A 20,653-nucleotide genomic window follows, 5' to 3' on the forward strand; every position below is an offset into this window, starting at 1 on the left:
TTACAAAAGTGTAAGGTTCTTGTCATATAAAGCAATAGGTATCCTTGGGGATCTGGTTGTATGATAGACACAGAAATCAACAAGGGAGAGATTATGATGCCATCGATCTTGCATGCTTCACATATTGAAAAGTATTTCGGAAATAAGGGGAATGTCACAAAGGCAATCGACGACTTATCATTTGATGTAGAGAAAGGGGACTTTGTGGGCATTATGGGACCCTCAGGAAGCGGGAAAACGACGCTTCTGAACTGTATTTCTACGATTGATACCGTCACAACGGGCAATATAACGATCAATGGGCAAGATATTACGAAGCTTAAGAAGAAACACCTGGAGAAATTCCGTCGCGACGAGCTAGGGTTTATCTTTCAGGATTTCAACCTACTTGATACGCTGACAGCCTTTGAAAATATTGCGCTGGCTCTTACGATTCAAGGAGAGAAGCCCTCTAACATTGCTTCAAAGGTACAAACAACAGCAGAGAAATTAGAGATTTCGTCGGTGTTAAACAAGTTTCCTTATGAGATGTCCGGTGGTCAAAAGCAGCGCGTTGCTTCTGCGAGGGCGATTGTGACGAATCCGTCTCTAGTGCTTGCTGATGAGCCGACAGGAGCGCTTGATTCAAAGTCTTCGCGTCTACTGTTAGAGTCCTTTGAGAAACTGAATCAGGACTTAAAGACAACGATTCTAATGGTCACCCATGACGCGTTCACCGCAAGCTATGCGAACCGTATTTTATTTATTAAAGACGGTCAGATCTTTAATGAACTAGTAAAAGGGACAGACACGAGAAAAGAGTTTTTTAATAAAATTATGGAAGTTGTGACCTTGCTCGGAGGTGACGCAGACGATGTATTTTAAACTTTCCTTACGTAATGTGAGACGGAGTTTCAAAGATTATGCGATCTATTTCTTAACGATCACTTTTGCGGTCTGCCTCTTCTATAGTTTTAATTCGATCTCAGCGCAGAAAGCGATGCTCGATTTGTCCGATACGCAGTCGAATATGATCGATGAACTGATGCGGATTATGGGTGCGATTTCAGTCTTTATCTCTGTCGTGCTCGCTTTTTTAATTCTCTTTGCTAACCGGTTCTTAATTAAAAGACGCCAGAAAGAGCTAGGTATGTACATGACGCTCGGGATGAGTAAGTATCATATCTCGAGGATCCTTGTTATGGAGACTTTCCTTATTGGGTTAATCTCTCTAGCTGTCGGACTCGGGCTTGGCACGCTTCTGTCACAAGGGTTATCCGTTCTGACGGCTGCTTTATTTAAGGTCGATATGAACGCTTATGAATTTGTCTTCTCAACTGCTGCGATGCTAAAGACAATCCTTTATTTCGGCATCATTTTCTTTATCGTTATGATCTTTAATGTAGTTATCATGAGCCGATACAAATTGATCGATTTACTGACAGCTTCTAAGAAGAATCAGAAAATGAAGATCAGAAAAACATCAACGGCCATTAGTGTCTTTGTCCTTTCCATTATTCTATTAGGTGTAGCTTACGGCATTATGCTAAAGTATGGCCTGTTTCACGATACAACGCTGATGTGGACGAGTATCGGCCTTGGTGCGGTTGGGACATTCCTATTCTTCTTCTCCTTGTCAGGATTCCTCTTGAAGGTGCTGAAGAAGAACGAGAAACTTTACTACCATCACATCAATATGTTCGTGCTGCGTCAGATCAACAGTAAGGTAAACTCAACGTTTATCTCTATGACCATCATTTGCTTAATGCTCTTCTTTACCATTGGGGTGTTATCAACAGGCTTTAGTTTGAAAGAAAGCTTAGAGAAAGATTTGGACGAAACGACTCCGTATGATGCTACATTTTATGGTTTTGTAGGACTCGGAGAAGTTGATGAGCTAAACTCTCTGTTTACAGAAATGGATCTCGATCAGTACGGCGAAACGATTATTTATAATCGATACCGAACTGATCAGGGTATCAGAAGCTATCTACAGCCTTATGCCTCAGGCGCAGCTGCTACATTCTTGGATCAGGAGCGTGGAGTGGACCTTGAGGTGATCAAACGATCTGATTATGAGAAACTAGTTAGCATGCAAGGCGAAGAACCCGTCTCCCTTGAGGGGGAAGAGGTGCTTCTTCTAACAAATCGCACTGATCTTACAGAACCGATTAAACGGTTCGCGAATGAACATGCACAGATTGAGATAAAAGGAGAAACCTTCCCGGTGGCTGAAGAAGGCCTGCGCGTTGTTTCAACGAAAACCGATGGGGTAGCTACAGAGTTTATGACAGCAGTATTACCAGATGAAGAGGCAGAACAACTCTCCCCGTTCTCAGTCACGATTAATGTGCAATATGAGGAAGGAAAACAAGAGGTTGCTGACCAAGAGATTCCTGAGATTCATGCCGCCTTAAACGCACAAGAGGATATCCCCACGTACGTCCTCGGCATGACAAAAACAGAAGCCTATGAGCAATCAACAGGGACCTCAACGGTTGTCGTGTATATCGGGGTTTATCTTGGCATTGTGTTCCTGATTTCAAGTGCTGCCATCCTTGCGCTGCAACAATTATCAGAAGCAAGTGAGAATATGGAGCGCTACTCCATGTTAAAAAAGATTGGCGTAACGCAAAAAGGTATTCACCAGTCGATCTTTAGGCAAGTATTTATTTACTTCATGATGCCCTTGGCGCTCGCGATCGTCCATTCAATATTCGGCATTAAAGTGGTCAACGATGCCCTCCTTGCAGCGGGTCAAACAAGCGTCCTTCTGCCATCCTTTATGACAGCAGGCGTTATCGTGGTCGTTTACGGAGGCTACTTCCTAGCTACGTATTCCGGCTACAAATCCATTGTTAAATAAAGGTGAGGTAAACGTAGAAGCCTTTATCGTGACTCCTATTTTTATATCGAGAGTGTACCCTTAGCTTTTGCTGAGGGTACTTTTTTGCTAAATTTGGAACGTTTTCCCTATTAGGATCGTATGGAAGAGTACAGGATTTTTAAAACGGGAGGTTCAATCATGGTTGAAGGATTTATCAGTATCGTATTCATGATTCCGTTATACGGTTGCTTACTTTGGTCGTACTACGAGCCTGAGGAGAGCGTTCTGATGGGGCAGAGGTGGATGTATAAAGAGGAACCCGAGATCTCAGAACAGTCGATTCGCTACACAAAATTTTCATCTCTTGCGATAATGATCGGAATGCCAATCATTATTTTTAGCTTACTAACAGAATTTTATATACTCCGATTCTCCATGGTGATTTTACCAGTCGTATTGTTTGTTGGGTGGCTGAAAATTACTGCGGATGAGGAAGAGTATTAAAGGGAGTACCTGTCTTCGTTTGTTTAATCGAAGTATGAACCTCCGGTGAATCCATCGGGGGCTTTTTGTGTTACACATTTTTCCTTTTGTGATAATTTAAAAGGGCAGATTACATCTATTTCGTAGAGGAGGACCATTATGAATCAGTTAGCTACACGGTTTACCGAATTTGCAGACCAAGAATGTGATGGATCAAGCCCACTATACGCTCATCTTGCAAGAAAAATTGCAGAAGATGAGGATCTCTTAGATTTAGCTACTCACGCAAATGTTGGACAACCAGTACCAAATTTACTTTTTGGTGCTGTCCATTATTTATTGTTAAACGAAGAAGGGAAGGCATTGCAATCTTTTTATCCAAGCATTGCAGATGAACCAGAGCCTGTTGAAGAGGTGTATCCTGTGTTTCGAGCCTTTTGCATGGACTATCGAGAAGCATTGATTGATCTATTGCAAGAAAAGCGCGTCCAGACAAATGAAGTGCGTCGTTGTGCTTATTTATATCCTGTCTTCTGTGAAATTTATAAACGGACAGCTACTCCGTTATCGCTCATCGAAATCGGCACAAGTGCAGGCTTACAGCTATTGTTTGATCAGTACGCTTATTCGTATGGGGAAGATGAATGGGTAGGCAATGAAGAGGCCAGACTTTACTTATCCGCAAAAGTCCGCCACGGAAATAAACCAGCCCTTTTAAAAAGCAGTCCACCTGTTCATGCAAGAGTGGGATTAGATGTGCACATTAGTGATATCACAAATGAAGAAGAAAGGCTTTGGCTTAAAGCTCTTATCTGGCCTGAACATCACGAACGACGCCAACAATTCGAACAAGCCGCACGTGAGCTTATAAAATCTCCTCCTCCGCTAGTCGAAGGAGACGGCATCACGCTCTTACAAGAACAAGCAAACCTTACACCATCCAATACGACACTATGCATCTTTCACACCCACGTTGCCAATCAACTGCCTGAAACAAAGAAAAGAGAACTCCTGAAACACGTTAGAGCTATAGGGGAGAAGCGCGATGTGTTTCATATCTATAACAATATGAACGACCGTCGTCTTCATATTGATTCGATTATTGGAGGAGTAGAGACACATGAAGTTGTTGGTGAAACAGATGGTCATGGCCGGTGGTTTGACTGGGAGCTAAACGGGTAAAAGAGCTGCGATTCTGTAGGAGTGGGAGAGGGGGGGGGGCGGGATGATTGGCTTGAGTGTCCGGACGCTGGGTTGAAGAGTCGGGATGGGCGTCTTAAGTGTCAGGACAGCGGAAGAAAGTGTCGGAACGCCCGCCCGAAGTGTCCGGACGCCGCCCCAAAGCATCGGAACGCCCGACCCAAGCGTCGGAACCCCGCCCCAAAGCATCGGAACGCCCGCCCTAAGCATCGGAACGCCCGCCCGAAGCGTCCGGACGCCGCCAAAAAGCGCCGGAACGCCCGCCCGAAGCGTCCGGACGCCGCCAAAAAGCGTCGGAACGCCCGCCCGAAGCGTCGGAACGCCCGCCCGAAGCGTCCGAACGCCGCCCCAAAGCGTCGGAACGCCCGCCCGAAGCATCGGCACGCCCGCCCCAAGCGTCCGAACGCCACACCAAAGCATCGGAACGCCCGCCCGAAGCGTCGGAACGCCGCCCCAAAGCATCGGAACGCCCGCCCCAAGCATCAGTTCCCCCCCCTAGAACCCCACCAAAAAACCCCGAACCGTCAAAAAGACAGTTCGGGGTTTTCCTTATACTCTATAAGCCGTTAACTCACTAGGTCGTTTAATAAAGAATGACAACACAAGTCCTATAATAGCTGAGATCCCAGCTACGATGAAGGAAACGTTAACGCCGTGTACGAGCCCTTCAATTCCATTACTTGGACGAGCTGCTGTACTCATTACCGTAACGAGTAGAGCGGTTCCGACAGCACCTGATACTTGGCGCATTGTGTTATTCATCGCTGTACCGTGTGAGATGAGGTGTTCTGGAAGTTGGTTGATTCCAGCTGTTGTAACTGGCATCATCACAAGCGCAACACTTAACATACGGAAAGCATTCACCACGGTTAGATACATAAAGGATGTCTCGGAGGTTAAATTCGTAAACATAAATGTTGTAACCACCAGAATAATTAGCCCGATAATGGCCAACCATTTCGCGCCAAATTTATCAAATAAACGTCCTGTAATTGGGTTACTAAAGCCCATAATGAGAGCACCAGGCAGTAGCATTAAACCAGACTCTAACGCCGTAAAGTCAAGCATTTGTTGCATATATAACGGTAATACGGTAGAAGCACCGATCAAGGCAATAAATACAACCATACCAAGCGCTGTTGTGAGCGTGAACGTTTTGTATTGAAAGACTCTAAATTCAAGGATTGGCTCGTGTAATCGTCTTTGACGCAAAATGAACCACGTTAGACTAAGAGCCCCAATGACCATGGAAATAGAAACTTGTGAGTTCCCCCAACCTTGTTCACCACCAGCAATACTGAATGCGTAAAGAATACCGCCAAAACCTGCTGTTGATAAAATAATAGATAGAACATCTAGTTTAGGGAACGTCTGTTTTGTAACGTTTTTAAGGATAAAGTACGCAATAATGAAATCAATAATGACAATCGGTAAGATGACATAAAATAAGCTTCTCCATGGGTATTGATCCACTAACCAGCCTGAAAGAGTCGGGCCGATCGCCGGAGCGAATGAAATGACAAGGCCAAACATTCCCATGGCAGCTCCGCGTTTTTCGATTGGGAAGATCATAAACAAGATCGTCTGCATTAGAGGTATAATGATTCCGGCCCCAGATGCCTGCAGGATCCGTCCCACCATTAATAGCGGGAAGTTTGGTGCGATGGCACAGATTAACGTACCAAGAGCGAAGAGGCCCATTGCTGTTAGGAAGAGACCTCTTGTTGTAAATCGTCCAATTAAAAAGGCGGTGATCGGAATCATAACGCCGTTTACAAGCATGAAGATGGTTGTCAGCCACTGAGCTGTACTCGCTTCTAAGTTTAGGTCTGCCATGATGTTAGGCAGTGCGGTGGCAAGCAGGGTTTGGTTTAAAATGGCCGCGAATGCACCCGATAAGAGCACGATAATGAGCGGGACTTTATTGATAGGTTCTTCTTGTTGAGTGTTTTCTTTCGTGTTGTCCACGGTATTCCCTTCTTTCTTTTTAGTGAAATTTATCCTCAAAGACCAGTTTGAATCATGCGGATTTCTTTTTGATATTTATCCATGGCTTCTTCTTGTGTGTAATCATTTGCAATGCACTGAACCAGGTTATGGAAGGTGATCGCAATCACAATTTCAAAGATGTGGAAGAGCTGTTCTGAGCTTTTAATATTTAACCCTTCTAGATCTACGAGCTGGCTCACTTGTGTGAATCTAGAATCGTTTGATTCCTTACGAATGTACTTCGTTACTTCTTTCTCGATCTTATAGTTTTTATTTAACAGCACATTCCGAAGATAGTTGTTCTGTCCTTCTTCTTGTGACTGTTCGAGCGCAGTTTGAAATAAATCGGCCATCGCCTTAAATAAATCCCCATCTTGCGTTTTCAAGCACTGAAGGAAGTGTTCATGCTGATCTTTTGCATGTTCATTTAACAAGTAAAAGAATGCATCTTCTTTATCTTCGAAATATTGATAGAAGCTGCCTCTTGGAATACAGGCTTTCTTCAAAATATTTGATATGGAGGCGTCATATAGAGAGACTCTCGAAAACTCTTCTTTGGCGGCCTCGATTAACGTTTCCCTTTTCTCTTCGTTTAAGTTATAAAACGTTGGTTTCGGCATATTTCTCCTCCTTGCACACGCATGTGACAATGTGTCACATAAGCACTTGATCTACTATATATGACAGAGTGTCATTCGTCAACAAAAATGCAAATGAAAACACGAGGCACTAAAGGCCTCGTGTCATTAACTGTTTTGAAGTTTTTTCTTTTTACGTGCTTTTTCTTTCTCGATCTGCTTACTGCGAAGCTGACCACAAGCTGCGTCAATATCTGTTCCGTGCTCTGTACGAACTCCGCATTTGATGCCGCGGTCCATAAGTGTTTGATAGAACGTAAGGATCGCTTCTTTCTCACTGCGGTCGTAAGGGTGGTCGGCTACCGGGTTGTACGGGATTAAGTTCACGTACGATAGATGACGTTTATCCTTCAGCAGGTTCGCGAGCTGTTCAGCTTCTTCTTTATGGTCGTTTACATCTTTCAGTAAGATATACTCAAACGTAATACGACGGTTCGTCTTCTCTAGATAATAATCAATAGCAGGCATGAGTTTCTCTAACGGGTACGCTTTGTTGATCTTCATAATCTTAGAGCGCAGGTCATTATTTGGAGCGTGAATTGATAGCGCTAAGTTCACTTGAATGCCTTCGTCAGCAAAGTCGTACATTTTCGGTGCAATTCCACTTGTTGAGACCGTAATGTGACGAGCTCCGATAGAAAGACCTTTCTGATCGTTTACGACTCTTAGGAAGTCCATTAGGTGGTCATAGTTATCAAACGGTTCACCAATTCCCATTACGACGATGTGGCTTACACGCTCATCTTTCCCTTGGCGGTCAAGGTGGTGCTGAACCTGCATAATCTGCTCAACAATCTCGCCGCTTGTTAGGTCACGGCTCTTACTCAGGATTCCGCTTGCGCAGAAGGAGCACCCGATGTTACAGCCAACCTGTGTCGTTACACAAACAGAAAGACCGTAGTTGAAACGCATAAGAACAGTCTCAATAACGTTGCCATCTTCAAGTTTAAATAGAAATTTAATCGTACCGTCCTGAGATTCCTGTTTGATCTCTTCAGCCAGTGTTCCGAGGGTGAAATGTTCGTCTAACAGATCAATCAAAGACTGGTTGACGTTTTTCATTTGAGAGAATTCCGTTACGCGCTTTTGGTACAGCCAGTCCCATACTTGCTTGGCGCGGAACTTCTTCTCACCATGTTCCAAAATCCAATCCGTCAGTTGGTCAAACGTTAATCCGTAAATGGATTGTTTCATATATTGTAAACTCCTTTTAAAAAAATCGCTATTCCTATAGTAGTCCATTTGCGCGCTGTAAACAACCAGCAAGTGAACTATCATAATTTTGAGTCAATTTGTAGGGTGTTCTAAATTGTGCAATTGTCTATTATGACATAAAATAGAAGTAGATCAAAACATTATACTTGGTGATGGGCAAACCTGTCGAAAGGCAAGGGCGCAAAGACATGGGTCGTCGACGGAAATCCGTACCGATCGCCAGTCTGCGAAGCCACCCATCCCTCACGTATATTTACGGAGGGATTATTAATGAAAAAGGTTGTCGTTTGTCTTCTATTAGTATCTCTGTCGCTAGGATTTGCCGTGCCATCTTTAGCAAAAGAAGGTGAAGAAATGAACCAGCCCTTTAAAGGGATTGAAACGTATCAGATCTTTTACGGCGCGCCTACGCCTGAGGTTATCAACGAAATGAAAGCATATGATCTAGTCATACTAGAACCTTATCATTATAGAAAAGAACAGATTCAGCGCATTCAATCTGCCGGAACCATGGTACTTGGTTACATCACTACGATGGAAATAGCGGAATGGAATCAAGCATTAATGAAGGAATTAAAAGAAGAAGACTTTTACAAGAGAAACGGGAAGAAGGTTTTTTACCCAGAGTGGAAGTCTTACTTAATGGATTTTACCTCTAAGCATTATCAAGCGATCGTTCATAAAGAAATCAATCAACATATAATAGGGAAACAATTTGACGGCCTTTTCTTAGATACAGTCGGAGATATCGATAATGAATTTTGGGACAAGCCGGATATCTTAAAGAAGCAGCGAGCTGCTATGGTCTCATTCTTAAAGAAAATTAAGGAGCAGTACAAGAATCTTCCCATCGTGCAAAATTGGGGCTTTGATACGCTTGCGGAAGCGACAGCTCCTTATGTGGACGGAATTATGTGGGAGAGCTTTGATCACTCGATTGTAAGCCAGGACGAATGGGCTCAAAATAAGATCCAGCAGTTACAAAAGATTAAGGACAAGCAAGGCGTTCAAGTGTTTACTGTTGCATTTAAAGAATGGGAGAGAAGTTCAGGCCTGGCCCATCGCTACGGGTTTATTCATACGTACGAACAAGACAGTTACGATCAATGGACAAGCGGTGCTTCCTTTTTAACGAAGCGTTAGAATCGGCCTGGGGGTAAACCCCGGGCTTTTTTGTGTAATGGCTGAGAGTCTATCATTTACGCCGGCTCTAAAGGACTGCTAGCATGGGGGAAGGTCTAATCATTAAACTAGTAAACGAGAAGGGTGAATCCAATGTACAAACGAATCTTACTCGCAACAGATGGATCTGAACACTCCGTGCGTTCTGCCAAGCATGCGTCAGCTTTAGCCAATCAGTTCGGCGGAACAGTTGATATTGTTTTTGTGATAGACGGAAACAAATCAAAAGAAGACGTGCTCCACAATATGACGGAGTATGAGATCGATTTAAAACGAAAAGAAAAAACAAGAGCCGTGCAGGAAGTATTAGAACAAGAAGGCGTTTCATTTGAAACAAATATCCTTCACGGCGAACCAGGCCCAACAATCGTTAACTTCGCAAACGACAACAACTACGATTGCGTCGTGATCGGAAGCCGCGGCCATAACGCCCTTCAAGAAATGATCCTAGGTAGCGTCAGCCACAAAGTGGTTAAGCGCGTGGACGCACCGGTTATGGTCATTAAATAAAGCCAAAAGGTAAGCCACTCTTTTGTTCAAGAAGAGTGGCTTTTTTTATTCATGTAATTCTGAAATGTCGCCACCGACAGCTTTCCCGTACGTGATCTGATCTTGAGAATAAAGCGTGAATCGCCACTTGTATCCTACGTAAGGAATCGGTTCGGTGGTGATCCGGATAATGTTTTCTTCCTCATACCGTTCATCTAAGGTCTTCTCTAGCTGGTGTTTCGTGTACACTTTTCCGCCTAACAGAAGGACTAGAATGAGAAGTCCACTCCACACCCATTTCCACCCATAGAGCTTTTGAGATAAGGAGAAAAGGGTGAGTAACATCATGCCGCCAAGAAGCCATAGGTCCCTTTTGATAACCGAATACGCCACATTTTGCTTATGTAGCGGATAGAAAAGGTGGGCACCGTTGCCGAGATAATCTACTCCAATACCCGCTAAGAGAAGAACGACCCCGAGCCCGATCCATCTCCTGATAAGGGAAAAAGGGAAGATCTTTTTGACCAAAAGGGCGATGATGAAACTCGTGATGGGTAAGAAGAAAAGGGAATGGGTGAAGATTATGTCCATTAATTTCGGTACATCGATTAAAAGGACAATAACAGCACCAGATACGACCATTAATAGACGCCTTTTGTACGACATTTCTTTCTTATAGAAAAGAAGGTGAGTCAAAACCATTGCTGTTGTGATGTGCATCAAAGTTGAAGGGATGTGGTTCACGAGTAGCTGTGTCATAAGCATGTACGTCCTTTTTTTAGGATATTGTATCTTTAAGGTGTTAACCGATTCGTCTCTAATCTAAACCTTTAATAGGAGAGGGTTGACCGAAATAAAGGAACTAGATATAATTTAACTACCGAACGTTAGGTAGCGAGGAGGTTCACAATGAGTAAAGATAAAATTTTAACTGAAGCCCTGTATTTGTTCTCGAACAAAGGTTATGAGGGAACGGCTCTTTCAGAATTGGCAGAGCGGGTCGGCATGAAGAAGGCTTCGATTTATTCACATTTTAAAAATAAAGAAGAGATATTCTGGGCCGTCATTGACGGTGCCTACCAGGAAGAAATTGCGAAGTTATCGCGAGGGATGAAAGATGTTGAACACCTTCCGTTCCGTGAGCGATTTCACTTTATGATGGATCAGCATGTTCAGTTCTATAAAGAGAAAGATGTTAATGCGAATCTGTGGAGACGGATGACGATGTTTCCTCCTGAAGCGTTTAAAGAGGGACTAAAAGCCAAGCTACTCGAATATGAAGAAGAATTTAACGAGATGATCAAAATGGATTTAGACGCAGCGATTCACTCAGGAGAAATAAGAGAAGTGGATGGAGAGACAGGCGTTGCCATGATTAATTGTGTCCTAGATGGCCTCTTTGTCGAGTACAGCTATTATGATGAGGCCGAATTTAATAAGCGGGTAGAAGCGGTTAAAGCCATGACGTGGCGTGCGTTTGCTCCAATAGAGAAGGAGGGGGACTAATGGGTTGGACATATGTAATTGTAGCTGGACTTCTTGAAATCATTTGGATCTTTACGATGAAGCAATCAGAGGGATTCACCGTACTGGTCCCCAGTGTGGCAACGGTTATTCTGCTTGTGATAAGTTTTTTTATTTTCTCGAAAGCGATGGAATTTATTTCAGTAGGTACAGCCTACGCCGTCTTTACAGGGATCGGTACGGTCGGTGCTGTGACGGTTGAATTTATAATGAATCCAGAATTGGTCAGTGTGATGAAAGTGTTCTTCATTCTCATTCTATTAACAGGAATATTAGGGCTTAAAGTGACCGAGAAAGAAGAGACAGAAGGAAGTGAGGTGAGCCACTAATGGCATGGATTCAGTTAATTTTTGCAGGGATAGCAGAAGTTTCAGGCGTGACATTTTTGAAGATGACCGATGGGTTTAAGAAGAAAGGGTACGTCTTCTTAATGCTCGTGGCAGGTGTGATTAACTTTTATTTGTTATCAAAAGCCATTGAGACACTTCCAATTGGAACAGCGTATGGTGTCTGGACCGGGATCGGTTCAATTGGGACGGTTGTAATCGGAATGATCTTCTTCCGTGAATCAAAAGAATGGCTCAGACTCTTGTTTATTTCAATGATTGTAATCGGGATTGTTGGGTTGAAAGTAACCACAGCTTAGACTGATAAAATTTTTAGTTCTGTGAAGGCGTGAGGGAACACAAAAGTATCAAAATAGGTTACAATAACAACTTGGAATCTATTCGAATAAAGGAGACACGACATCATGGACGAAACGAAACAAAACGAGCGCTATGAGTTTCTGGCCAATGATCCGAATTTTAAAGTCATGCCCGTGATGATCACGCTGATTATCGGGGCGTTTTTTGCGATATTAAATGAAACGTTACTCAACATTGCCCTGACGACACTCATGGATCGTTTCTCAATATCTGAGCCAACGGTACAATGGATGGCGACAGGGTTTATGCTTGTCATGGGAATTATGACTCCGATTTCGGCATTATTAATTCAATCATTTACGACAAGAAAAATGTTTATTGGAACGATGACGATCTTCACGATTGGTACGGCCATTTGTGCGATCGCTCCTACGTTCGCTGTTTTGTTGGCGGGACGTTTGTTACAAGCGGTCGGAACAGGAATCCTGATCCCGATCATCTTCAATACGTTCTTGTTAATCTTCCCACCGGAACGGCGCGGTGCGGTGATGGGAACGGTCGGGCTTGTCATTATGTTCGCACCGGCGATCGGCCCAACGCTTTCAGGTATCATCGTTGAACACCTGGGCTGGAGATATTTATTCATCACGGTTATTCCGTTTGCGCTATTCTCCATTGCTTTCGCCCTTAAGTTCCTTCGAAATGTAGGAGAAGTGACTAAGCCAAAGTTAGATCTATTCTCCATTGTCCTATCAACGATCGGTTTCGGCGGCGTCGTGTTAGGATTTAGCTTAGCAGGAGAAGGAGACGCAGGCTTCCTTGCTCCGAAAGTTTACCTTTCGATTATCATCGGAGTCGTTGCGCTGATTTTGTTTACCATCAGACAGCTGAAGCTAGACGAACCGATTCTAGACGTTCGCGTATTCCGTTATCCGATGTTCACACTCGGACTAACGATGTTTGTTATTATCATGGTCTCCATGTTCTCCTCAGAAATCATCCTACCGATGTATATGCAAGGAGCATTAGGACTTGAAGCAGCGACGGCAGGCCTTGTCTTGTTACCAGGTGCTCTGCTAAACGGTCTTATGTCACCGATCATGGGGAAACTATTTGATAAATTCGGGCCAAGAAAGCTGATGATTCCAGCTACGATTGTGTTAAGCGGAACGATGTTTGCCTACAGCCGTATCGGTCTAGATACATCGATTCCTTACATAGTCGTCTGCTACCTTCTTCTGATGCTTTCTGTATCTGCGATCATGATGCCAGCACAGACAAACGGTTTAAATCAATTGCCGAAACATCTGTACCCGCACGGAACGGCGATTATGAATACGTTACAACCTGTCTCAGGCGCAATCGGGATTTCTGTATTCATCGGAATCATGACTTCCCGTAAAAATGCGTATCTCGAAGGAGCAGCAAATCCAACCACAGCCGGTACTCAAGCAGAAGCCTTAGTTTCCGGAGTGGAGCTCGTTTACTGGATCGTCTTCTTCTTCGCAATCGCAGCCTTTATCGTCACGTTATTTGTGCAGCGTGCTGCCCCTGAGCAGGAAGAGTCTTCAGACGTTCAGGCAGAAGCGGTTAAATAGAAGATTTAGTGGAAGCAGTCCCTTGAATGGATGGGGCTGCTTTTTTTGTTTTGGGAGGATGGGGTGAGTTTGGGTCGGCGGACGGCTCAAGTGGGAGAAGCGCGGCCCGAGTTGAGGTGCGACGGCTCAAGTTCGGTGCTGGACGGCTCAAGTGGGAGAAGCGGCTTAAGTTCGGGATGGGCGGCTCAAGAGGTAGTGGAACTGGCTTAAGTTCAGCGAGTAACGGCTCAAGAGGGGAAAATGACAGCTCAAGAGGAAGATCAACGGCTCAAGTTCGTGGCAGACGGCTCAAGTGGAGTGAGCATGGCTCAAGTGAGAGGGGAACCGGCTCAAGCCCCGCCGCCCGGGGCGCCGGGCGATCAGGCGGCTGAGCGCAGCTGGGGTGGACGGCTCAAGTTCGGGACGTAACGGCTCGAGCGGGACGAGCACGGCTCAAGAGGTAGTGGAACTGGCTTAAGTTCAGCGAGTAATGGCTCAAGCAGGAAAAATGACAGCTCAAGAGGAAGATCAACGGCTCAAGTACGTGGCAGGCGGCTCAAGTGGAGTGAGCATGGCTCAAGTGAGAGGGGAACCGACTCAAGCCCCGCCGCCCGGGGCGCCGGGCGATCAGGCGACTGAGCGCAGCTGGGGCGGGCGGCTCAAGTTCGGGACGCAACGGCTCAAGCTGGACGAGAACGGCTTAAGTAGAGTCACAACGGCTCAAGAGGTAGTGGAACTGGCTTAAGTTCAGCGAGTAACGGCTCAAGCAGGAAAAATGACAGCTCAAGAGGAAGATCAACAGCTCAAGTTCATGGAAGGCGGCTTAAGTAGGAGCAAAACAACTCAAGTAAGAGCAAAACCGGCTCAAGCCCCTCCGCCCGGGGCGCCGGGCGATCACACAAATACAGGCAAAGCTCACAAGAAGTCGAGCTAAGATAGAGCTTTCCTTTTGGGCCAAATCTATAAAACTATCTCACTTACCCCGCCATACAAAAGCCTAAACACCAATCAAAAAATAAACTTAAAAATTTTCAAAAAATAGGTTGCTTTTCTAAGAAGGGGATGGTTATAATGAAAGCAACGAAAGCGCTTTCGAAAGTAAGAGGTGGACCTTATGGTTACGATCTATGACATTGCTAAGAAGACAGGATTTTCTGTCACAACCGTATCGAAAGTATTGAACAATTATTCTGATGTTAGTGAGAAAACGAAGAAAGCGATTCAGGCTGCTGTAGAGGAGATGGATTATCTACCAAACTCCCATGCAAGGACATTGACAACAAAGAAATCCTGGACGATCGGCGTAGTATTCGTAGAGTCGTTAGGGATTGGGGTCAAGCATCCGTTCTTTAATGCAGTGATTGAGAGTTTTAGACAGTATGTAGAAGTAGAAGGATATGATCTTCTGTTTGTATCAAGGAACATTAGCAATCAGAGGAAGAGTTACTTAGAACATTTTCGTTATCGAGGCGTTGATGGTGTTGTGATTGTTTGCTCGACGTATGAGGATGAGCAAGTGAAGGAATTGATGAATGATTCGATTCCGACGGTGGTCATCGATATGAGTAGTGATCAATCGAGTGTGGTTTACTCCGATAATTATGAAGGAAGTAAACTTGCCGTGCAGCATTTATATGACCTAGGACATCGAAGAATTGCCCATATTGCCGGGCATGAGTCAACGTTTGCAGGGGAGCAGCGGAAAAAAGGATTCTTGCAAGCTGTGAAAGCTTTGAATCTTGGGTTGCCGAATGAATACGTTGTAAACGGAGATTACTTCTCGATCGAAGGTGGCCAGAAAGCGATGAGGTCATTGCTTGAGTTAGAAGAAAGGCCAACTGCCGTCTATGCGGCGGGGGATAACTTGGCGCTTGGGGCGATTAATGAGATTCACGAGCATAACCTGAGGGTGCCAGATGATCTATCAGTGGTTGGATTCGATGATATCGAACTTGCCAAATATACGTATCCCGCTTTAACGACGATCAGGCAGCGAACCGATCAAATCGGGGAAGAATCTGCGAAACTACTATTGAAGCAAATCGATTGTAAAGATAAATATATTGGATGTATCCAAGTTCCAGTCGAGTTGATTGTTCGAAAGAGTTCTGGACCTGTTGCCTAAGCAAGCAGTGCTTTTAATGAGTTCATTAAAAGCATTTTGTACACGAAAACGAAAGCGGTTTCGGGCAAGGGTTGAACTTATATTTTTTTAAGATTTACGAAAGCGGTTTCGAGAAAAGTCGCATTTATATTTTTTTACCGCATCCGAAACCGGTTTCGGAATTGTTAGGAGAAGGTCCTGGTACCTTTTTAATAAAATCTTTATAGGGGGTAGTAAGATGAAGAAGAGCTGGTCATTGTTGTTGGCATTGATGTTGGGAGTAGGATTGCTTGCTGGATGTTCTGATTCAGGGTCTGCATCATCGGATAAAGATGATGACGTGTTAAAGGTTTGGTCGTTTACGGATGAATTGAAAGAGCCGATCAAAACATTTGAAGAGAAGAACGGGGTAAAAGTTGAACTTACCATTGTTCCGATTGCCGATTATCCTACTAAGTTAAAGCCAGTGTTGGAAAGTGGAGTAGGAGCTCCTGACGTATTTACAGGAGAAGTTGCATTCTTAAAGCAGTGGACAGATCGTGACTACTGGGAAAACTTATCTCAAGAGCCTTACAATGCGGATGAGTGGGAAGGCGACTACATTGATTATGTTTACGATTTAGGGAAAGATTCTGAAGGTAACGTGAAAGCGCTATCTTGGCAGACGACACCAGGTGGTATTTTCTACAAACGTAGCATCGCGAAAGAAGTGCTTGGTACAGATGATCCAGATCAGTTAGGTGAGATGATGTCTTCTTGGGACGGACTATTTGAAGTGGGCGAGCAGCTAAAAGAAGAAGGCTACCGCTTGTTCCCTGATGAAGGTGCGATTCGTTGGTTTGCTAAAGGTGAAGATCCACAGCCTTGGGTAAATGAAGACAATGAATTGATTATGACAGATGCGAAACTGAACTATTTTGATCACGCGAAGAAATTAAGAGAGAAAGATTATACAGCATTTGCTCCAGAATGGTCTCCATCTTGGAACGCTTCTATGAGCGGTCCGATCGCTTATAACGGCGGATGGGAAGAAGTAGATGAAAATGCAAGTGACAAAACGGAAGTATTCTCTTACGCGCTACCAACTTGGGGTCTTCACAGTGTGTTAAAGCCTAACGCTGAAGGCACAGAAGGCGACTGGGGTGTAACAACGGGTCCAGTACCATACTTCTGGGGTGGAACTTGGATCGGAATTTACAGCGGTTCTGAGAAGAAAGATTTAGCTTGGGACTTTGTTCAAATGATGACGCATGATGAAGAATTCTTAACAGATTGGGCGAAAGAAACAGGTGACGTTTTATCTTATAAACCTGTTAACGAGAAGATCAAAGACGACTTCAGCGAGCCATTCTTAAATGGACAGAATAACTACACATTCTTCCTAGAGCAGGCGAAGAAGATTGAGCCAGGGGTCGTAACGAAGTATGACCAGCAGTTAGATACATTGCTTGGTGGTCAGGTCATTGAGTACGTCGATGATAAGAAATCGAAAGAAGAAGCACTTGAAGAGTTCTACAAGCAAGTGAAAAATGCTTATCCGGACATTAAGACACCATAAAGAGCAAGGATAGAAGAGGTGGTCCAGTCTCCCAAGTGGACCTGCGCCCGCCTCTTTTCTATTAAAGAGGGTTTATGCTGATAGTCTGATAGAGAGAGGGATTCCAATGAAGAAGCTGAATCATAAGGGATATTATTTCATCGCACCATTTTTCGCGATCTTTCTCGTTTTTAATATTTATCCTGTTTTGCTGACCTTTTATTACACGTTTACGAAGTATGAAGGGTATGGAAAACCGGAGTTCATTGGACTCGAGAACTATACACGCATCTTAACGGATGGCTACTTTTTAGAAGCTTTTATTAATACGTGGAAGATTTGGGGATTAAACTTTGCGTTACAACTTGGAATTGCGTTATTCCTGGCAGCACTGTTCTCCGATTTACGATACCGCATTAAAGGGATCGGATTCTTTCGGGCTGTGTTTTACCTACCGAACTTGATTACGATTAGCTCGGTTGCGATTTTATTTAACATTATGCTTGATTGGCAGCATGGTTCGATCAATATGTTCTTAATGAAAATTGGTCTTATCTCTGATCCTATTAATTGGTTGAACGAACCGGCAACCGCTCAAATATCAGTCGCGCTGATCTTAACGTGGATGTGGTTTGGGTATACTTTTATCGTTCTAATGGCCGGGGTGTCAGGCATTCCTGGTGAACTATATGAAGCAGCTCTTATTGATGGAGCGAACAGATGGCAGACATTTGTACATATAACGCTGCCTCTATTAAAACCGATTATGCTTTATGTCATGATTACTTCACTAATTGGTGGATTGCAGCTATTTGACTTACCGATGTTAATCACAGATGGGCTCGGGGCACCTGAGGGATCCTTGAATACCATGGTTCTCTATCTGTATAACCAAGCATTCCGCTATAACAACTACGGATATGCAGCAACAATTGCTTATGCATTGTTCCTCATCACTGTGTTGTTCTCTGTAGTAACATTCCGATCTATGTATCGAACTAACGAGAAGAAAGAGGGGTAACGAGATGAAAACTGAGAAAAAGTCATTAAACGTGCCCGTTAAAAAACAAGGGGTAAAGAAAAAAAGAAGTTTCTCCAGAAAGGCGATCTACACCCTGTTGATCTTACTAACGATTATCAGCATCGTTCCTTTCTATATGATGATCATTAACGCAACCCGTGAAAACCAAGACATTTTAGGTGGATTCTCGTTCCTTCCAGGGAGTGCCCTTATAGAGAACTACCGGACGATGATGGATTATGTGAACATTTGGAACGGCTTTAAGAACAGCTTGATTGTTTCGGTGTCCGTTACTGTATTAAGTGGTTACTTCTCTGCTTTAACGGCATTTGGATTTGCGGTTTATGAATTTAAAGGAAAGAATCTATTATTCATCTTCATGCTTCTTATGATGATGGTTCCTGGGCAACTAGGGTTAATTGGATTCTATGAGCTTAACAATGCGATTGGAACGCTTGATACGTACATTCCGTTAATTGTACCAGCGATTGCGAGTCCATTTGTTGTGTTCTTCCTTCGTCAGTACTTATCTACGACGCTTCACCCTTCTTTACTTGAAGCGGCTCGTATGGACGGAGCAGGCGAATTAAAGATTTTCCATACAGTGGCTCTACCGATTATGATGCCAGCGGTTGCGACAATGTCGATCTTCACATTTATTGGATCTTGGAACAACTATATCGTACCGCTTGTTGTCTTGTTCTCACCAGAGAAATATACGCTCCCTGTACTGATGGGATTCTTGAAAGGTTCACAAGTAGCGACAAACTTAGGATCAATGTATTTAGGAATTGCGATTTCTGTTGTACCGATTATGGTCGCGTTTCTATTCTTCTCTAAATATATCATCAGCAGTATTTCAGCAGGATCAATTAAAGGATAAAGAAGAGGGGTTTCACTATGCAGCGATTTAAAGAGGATTTTATTTTTGGAACAGCGACATCTTCCTATCAAATTGAAGGAGCCGTCAATGAGGCAGGTCGTACCCCGTCTATCTGGGATACGTTCTCTTTAACACCAGGCAAAGTTAATAACGGAGACACAGGCGATGTTGCGTGTGATCACTATAACCGTTTTGAAGAAGACATTGAAATTATTAAAAGCCTTGGGGTCGATTCGTACCGTTTTTCGATTGCCTGGCCTCGGGTTTTCCCACATGAAGGGCAGTACAATCCTGAAGGGATGGCGTTTTATAAACGATTAGCTACACGCTTAAAGGAAGAAGGCATTCGTCCTTTTGTCACGCTTTATCACTGGGACTTGCCTCAATGGGCGTACGAAAAAGGTGGCTGGACGAATCGCGAGAGCATCAACTGGTTTATGGAATTTGCAGAGAAATGCTTCGAGGAACTTGATGATGTGGTCGATATGTGGATTACACACAATGAGCCATGGTGTGTAGCAATGCTAGGATACTATGAAGGAGTGCATGCACCAGGGCATCAGAACCTGCAAGAAGCGATTCAGGTTGCTCACCATCTCCTTCTGTCTCACGGCATGGCCGTTCAGTATTATAAAGAAACGTTGAAAAAAGATAAGCCGATTGGAATTACCTTAAACCTTTCACCGGTCTATCCTGCAAGTGTAGAAGAGATGGATTATACAGCAGCTCAACATTTCGACGGATACCTGAATCGTTGGTTCCTTGACCCGGTATTTAAAGGAAGTTATCCGGAAGATATGAAGGCGCTTTATGGTAAGAATGGCTGTGATTTCGACTTTATCCATGATGGCGATTTGGAACTGATATCGATTCCGTGTGATTTCTTCGGAATTAATTTCTATAACCGTGCTCTAATCGAAGCTTCAGCCGATCACCCATTTTTATACCAGCATGCCGAGTCTGATTATCCAAAGACGGGTATGGGATGGGACATCTCTCCTAATGAGTTCAGAGAGCTGATCTACCGGGTTCGTGAGGATTACACAAGGTTGCCGATCTTTATTACCGAGAACGGCGCAGCGTTTGATGATCAGTTAGAAGAGGATGGAACGGTGAAGGATGAAGGGCGTAAAAGTTACGTAGAACAACACCTTGAAACGATTGCAGCGTTAAATGAAGAAGGAATGGGAATCCAAGGGTACTATCTGTGGTCCCTGCTTGATAACTTCGAATGGGCATTTGGTTACGATAAGCGCTTTGGAATTACGTATGTTGATTTTAAAACGCAGAAACGATATGTCAAAGACAGTGCGAAACGATACACTGAAATTGTGCGGGCACGCACCATATAAGGAGGA

19 protein-coding genes and 1 riboswitch are annotated in these 20,653 nt (G+C 44.0%); of the genes, 15 read left to right on the forward strand and 4 right to left on the reverse strand.

What is annotated here, in order from left to right; genetic code table 11:
• Positions 1-96 precede the first annotated feature (96 nt).
• The 4 genes from QNI29_RS07675 (at position 97) to QNI29_RS07690 (ending at position 4,471) form a co-directional block, all read left to right on the forward strand.
• Positions 97-864, forward strand: a complete 768-nt coding sequence (locus QNI29_RS07675; protein ID WP_231417537.1) for an ABC transporter ATP-binding protein — start codon at positions 97-99, stop codon at positions 862-864.
• On the forward strand, positions 854-2,845 hold the full coding sequence (locus tag QNI29_RS07680) for an FtsX-like permease family protein (protein ID WP_231415793.1): 1,992 nt from the start codon (positions 854-856) through the stop codon (positions 2,843-2,845). Before QNI29_RS07675 ends, QNI29_RS07680 begins: the two co-directional genes overlap by 11 nt.
• A gap of 159 nt (positions 2,846-3,004) precedes the next feature.
• A complete protein-coding gene (locus QNI29_RS07685; RefSeq protein WP_231415794.1) occupies positions 3,005-3,310 on the forward strand; it encodes a hypothetical protein in 306 nt (101 codons plus the stop codon).
• Between the two features lie 138 nt (positions 3,311-3,448).
• Positions 3,449-4,471, forward strand: a complete 1,023-nt coding sequence (locus QNI29_RS07690; protein ID WP_231415795.1) for a DUF2332 domain-containing protein — start codon at positions 3,449-3,451, stop codon at positions 4,469-4,471.
• Positions 4,472-5,038: 567 nt separating this feature from the next.
• Here QNI29_RS07690 and QNI29_RS07695 read toward each other — a convergent pair.
• The 3 genes from QNI29_RS07695 to rlmN all read right to left on the reverse strand — a co-directional run bounded on the left by QNI29_RS07695 (position 5,039) and on the right by rlmN (position 8,310).
• Entirely contained in the window at positions 5,039-6,457 is a 1,419-nt protein-coding gene (locus QNI29_RS07695) for an MDR family MFS transporter (RefSeq protein ID WP_231415796.1), read from the reverse strand.
• 35 nt (positions 6,458-6,492) lie between these two features.
• Positions 6,493-7,098: a TetR/AcrR family transcriptional regulator gene (locus QNI29_RS07700; protein ID WP_231415797.1), complete on the reverse strand. Its 606-nt coding sequence runs from the start codon at positions 7,096-7,098 to the stop codon at positions 6,493-6,495.
• A gap of 126 nt (positions 7,099-7,224) precedes the next feature.
• A complete protein-coding gene (gene rlmN, locus QNI29_RS07705; RefSeq protein WP_231415798.1) occupies positions 7,225-8,310 on the reverse strand; it encodes a dual-specificity RNA methyltransferase RlmN in 1,086 nt (361 codons plus the stop codon).
• 166 nt (positions 8,311-8,476) lie between these two features.
• A riboswitch (cyclic di-GMP riboswitch) is annotated at positions 8,477-8,563 on the forward strand.
• Between the two features lie 38 nt (positions 8,564-8,601).
• On the opposite strand from rlmN, the gene QNI29_RS07710 reads away from it, so the two are divergent.
• Positions 8,602-9,474: a glycoside hydrolase family 191 protein gene (locus QNI29_RS07710; RefSeq protein ID WP_231415799.1), complete on the forward strand. Its 873-nt coding sequence runs from the start codon at positions 8,602-8,604 to the stop codon at positions 9,472-9,474.
• Positions 9,475-9,606: 132 nt separating this feature from the next.
• Entirely contained in the window at positions 9,607-10,023 is a 417-nt protein-coding gene (locus tag QNI29_RS07715) for a universal stress protein (protein ID WP_231415800.1), read from the forward strand.
• Positions 10,024-10,068: 45 nt separating this feature from the next.
• Here the strand turns inward: QNI29_RS07715 and QNI29_RS07720 are convergent, their stop codons facing one another.
• The gene (locus tag QNI29_RS07720) at positions 10,069-10,761 is read right to left on the reverse strand and encodes a metal-dependent hydrolase (protein WP_231415801.1); all 693 of its coding nucleotides are present in this window, start codon (positions 10,759-10,761) and stop codon (positions 10,069-10,071) included.
• Between the two features lie 150 nt (positions 10,762-10,911).
• On the opposite strand from QNI29_RS07720, the gene QNI29_RS07725 reads away from it, so the two are divergent.
• From QNI29_RS07725 to QNI29_RS07765, 9 genes are all read left to right on the forward strand, one after another.
• Positions 10,912-11,508, forward strand: a complete 597-nt coding sequence (locus QNI29_RS07725) for a TetR/AcrR family transcriptional regulator (protein WP_231415802.1) — start codon at positions 10,912-10,914, stop codon at positions 11,506-11,508.
• Complete coding sequence (locus QNI29_RS07730) at positions 11,508-11,855, forward strand: DMT family transporter (protein WP_231415804.1); 348 nt, start codon at positions 11,508-11,510, stop codon at positions 11,853-11,855. The genes QNI29_RS07725 and QNI29_RS07730 overlap by 1 nt, the downstream gene beginning before the upstream one ends.
• Positions 11,855-12,172 (forward strand): DMT family transporter, encoded by a 318-nt coding sequence (locus QNI29_RS07735; protein WP_231415806.1) that lies wholly within the window; start codon positions 11,855-11,857, stop codon positions 12,170-12,172. The genes QNI29_RS07730 and QNI29_RS07735 overlap by 1 nt, the downstream gene beginning before the upstream one ends.
• 105 nt (positions 12,173-12,277) lie before the next feature.
• Positions 12,278-13,771 carry an MDR family MFS transporter gene (locus tag QNI29_RS07740; RefSeq protein ID WP_231415808.1) on the forward strand — a complete coding sequence of 498 codons (1,494 nt, stop codon included), beginning with the start codon at positions 12,278-12,280 and terminating at the stop codon, positions 13,769-13,771.
• Positions 13,772-14,864: 1,093 nt separating this feature from the next.
• Positions 14,865-15,875 carry a LacI family DNA-binding transcriptional regulator gene (locus QNI29_RS07745; protein ID WP_231415810.1) on the forward strand — a complete coding sequence of 337 codons (1,011 nt, stop codon included), beginning with the start codon at positions 14,865-14,867 and terminating at the stop codon, positions 15,873-15,875.
• 217 nt (positions 15,876-16,092) lie between these two features.
• Positions 16,093-17,412, forward strand: a complete 1,320-nt coding sequence (locus QNI29_RS07750) for an ABC transporter substrate-binding protein (protein WP_231415812.1) — start codon at positions 16,093-16,095, stop codon at positions 17,410-17,412.
• A gap of 106 nt (positions 17,413-17,518) precedes the next feature.
• Positions 17,519-18,412, forward strand: a complete 894-nt coding sequence (locus QNI29_RS07755) for a carbohydrate ABC transporter permease (protein ID WP_231415813.1) — start codon at positions 17,519-17,521, stop codon at positions 18,410-18,412.
• A 4-nt stretch (positions 18,413-18,416) separates the two neighbouring features.
• On the forward strand, positions 18,417-19,295 hold the full coding sequence (locus QNI29_RS07760; protein WP_231415815.1) for a carbohydrate ABC transporter permease: 879 nt from the start codon (positions 18,417-18,419) through the stop codon (positions 19,293-19,295).
• A 17-nt stretch (positions 19,296-19,312) separates the two neighbouring features.
• The gene (locus tag QNI29_RS07765; RefSeq protein WP_231415817.1) at positions 19,313-20,647 is read left to right on the forward strand and encodes a GH1 family beta-glucosidase; all 1,335 of its coding nucleotides are present in this window, start codon (positions 19,313-19,315) and stop codon (positions 20,645-20,647) included.
• The last annotated feature ends 6 nt before the right edge of the window (positions 20,648-20,653 follow it).

This window comes from Pontibacillus chungwhensis (genome assembly GCF_030166655.1).
Classification (GTDB): domain Bacteria; phylum Bacillota; class Bacilli; order Bacillales; family BH030062; genus Pontibacillus.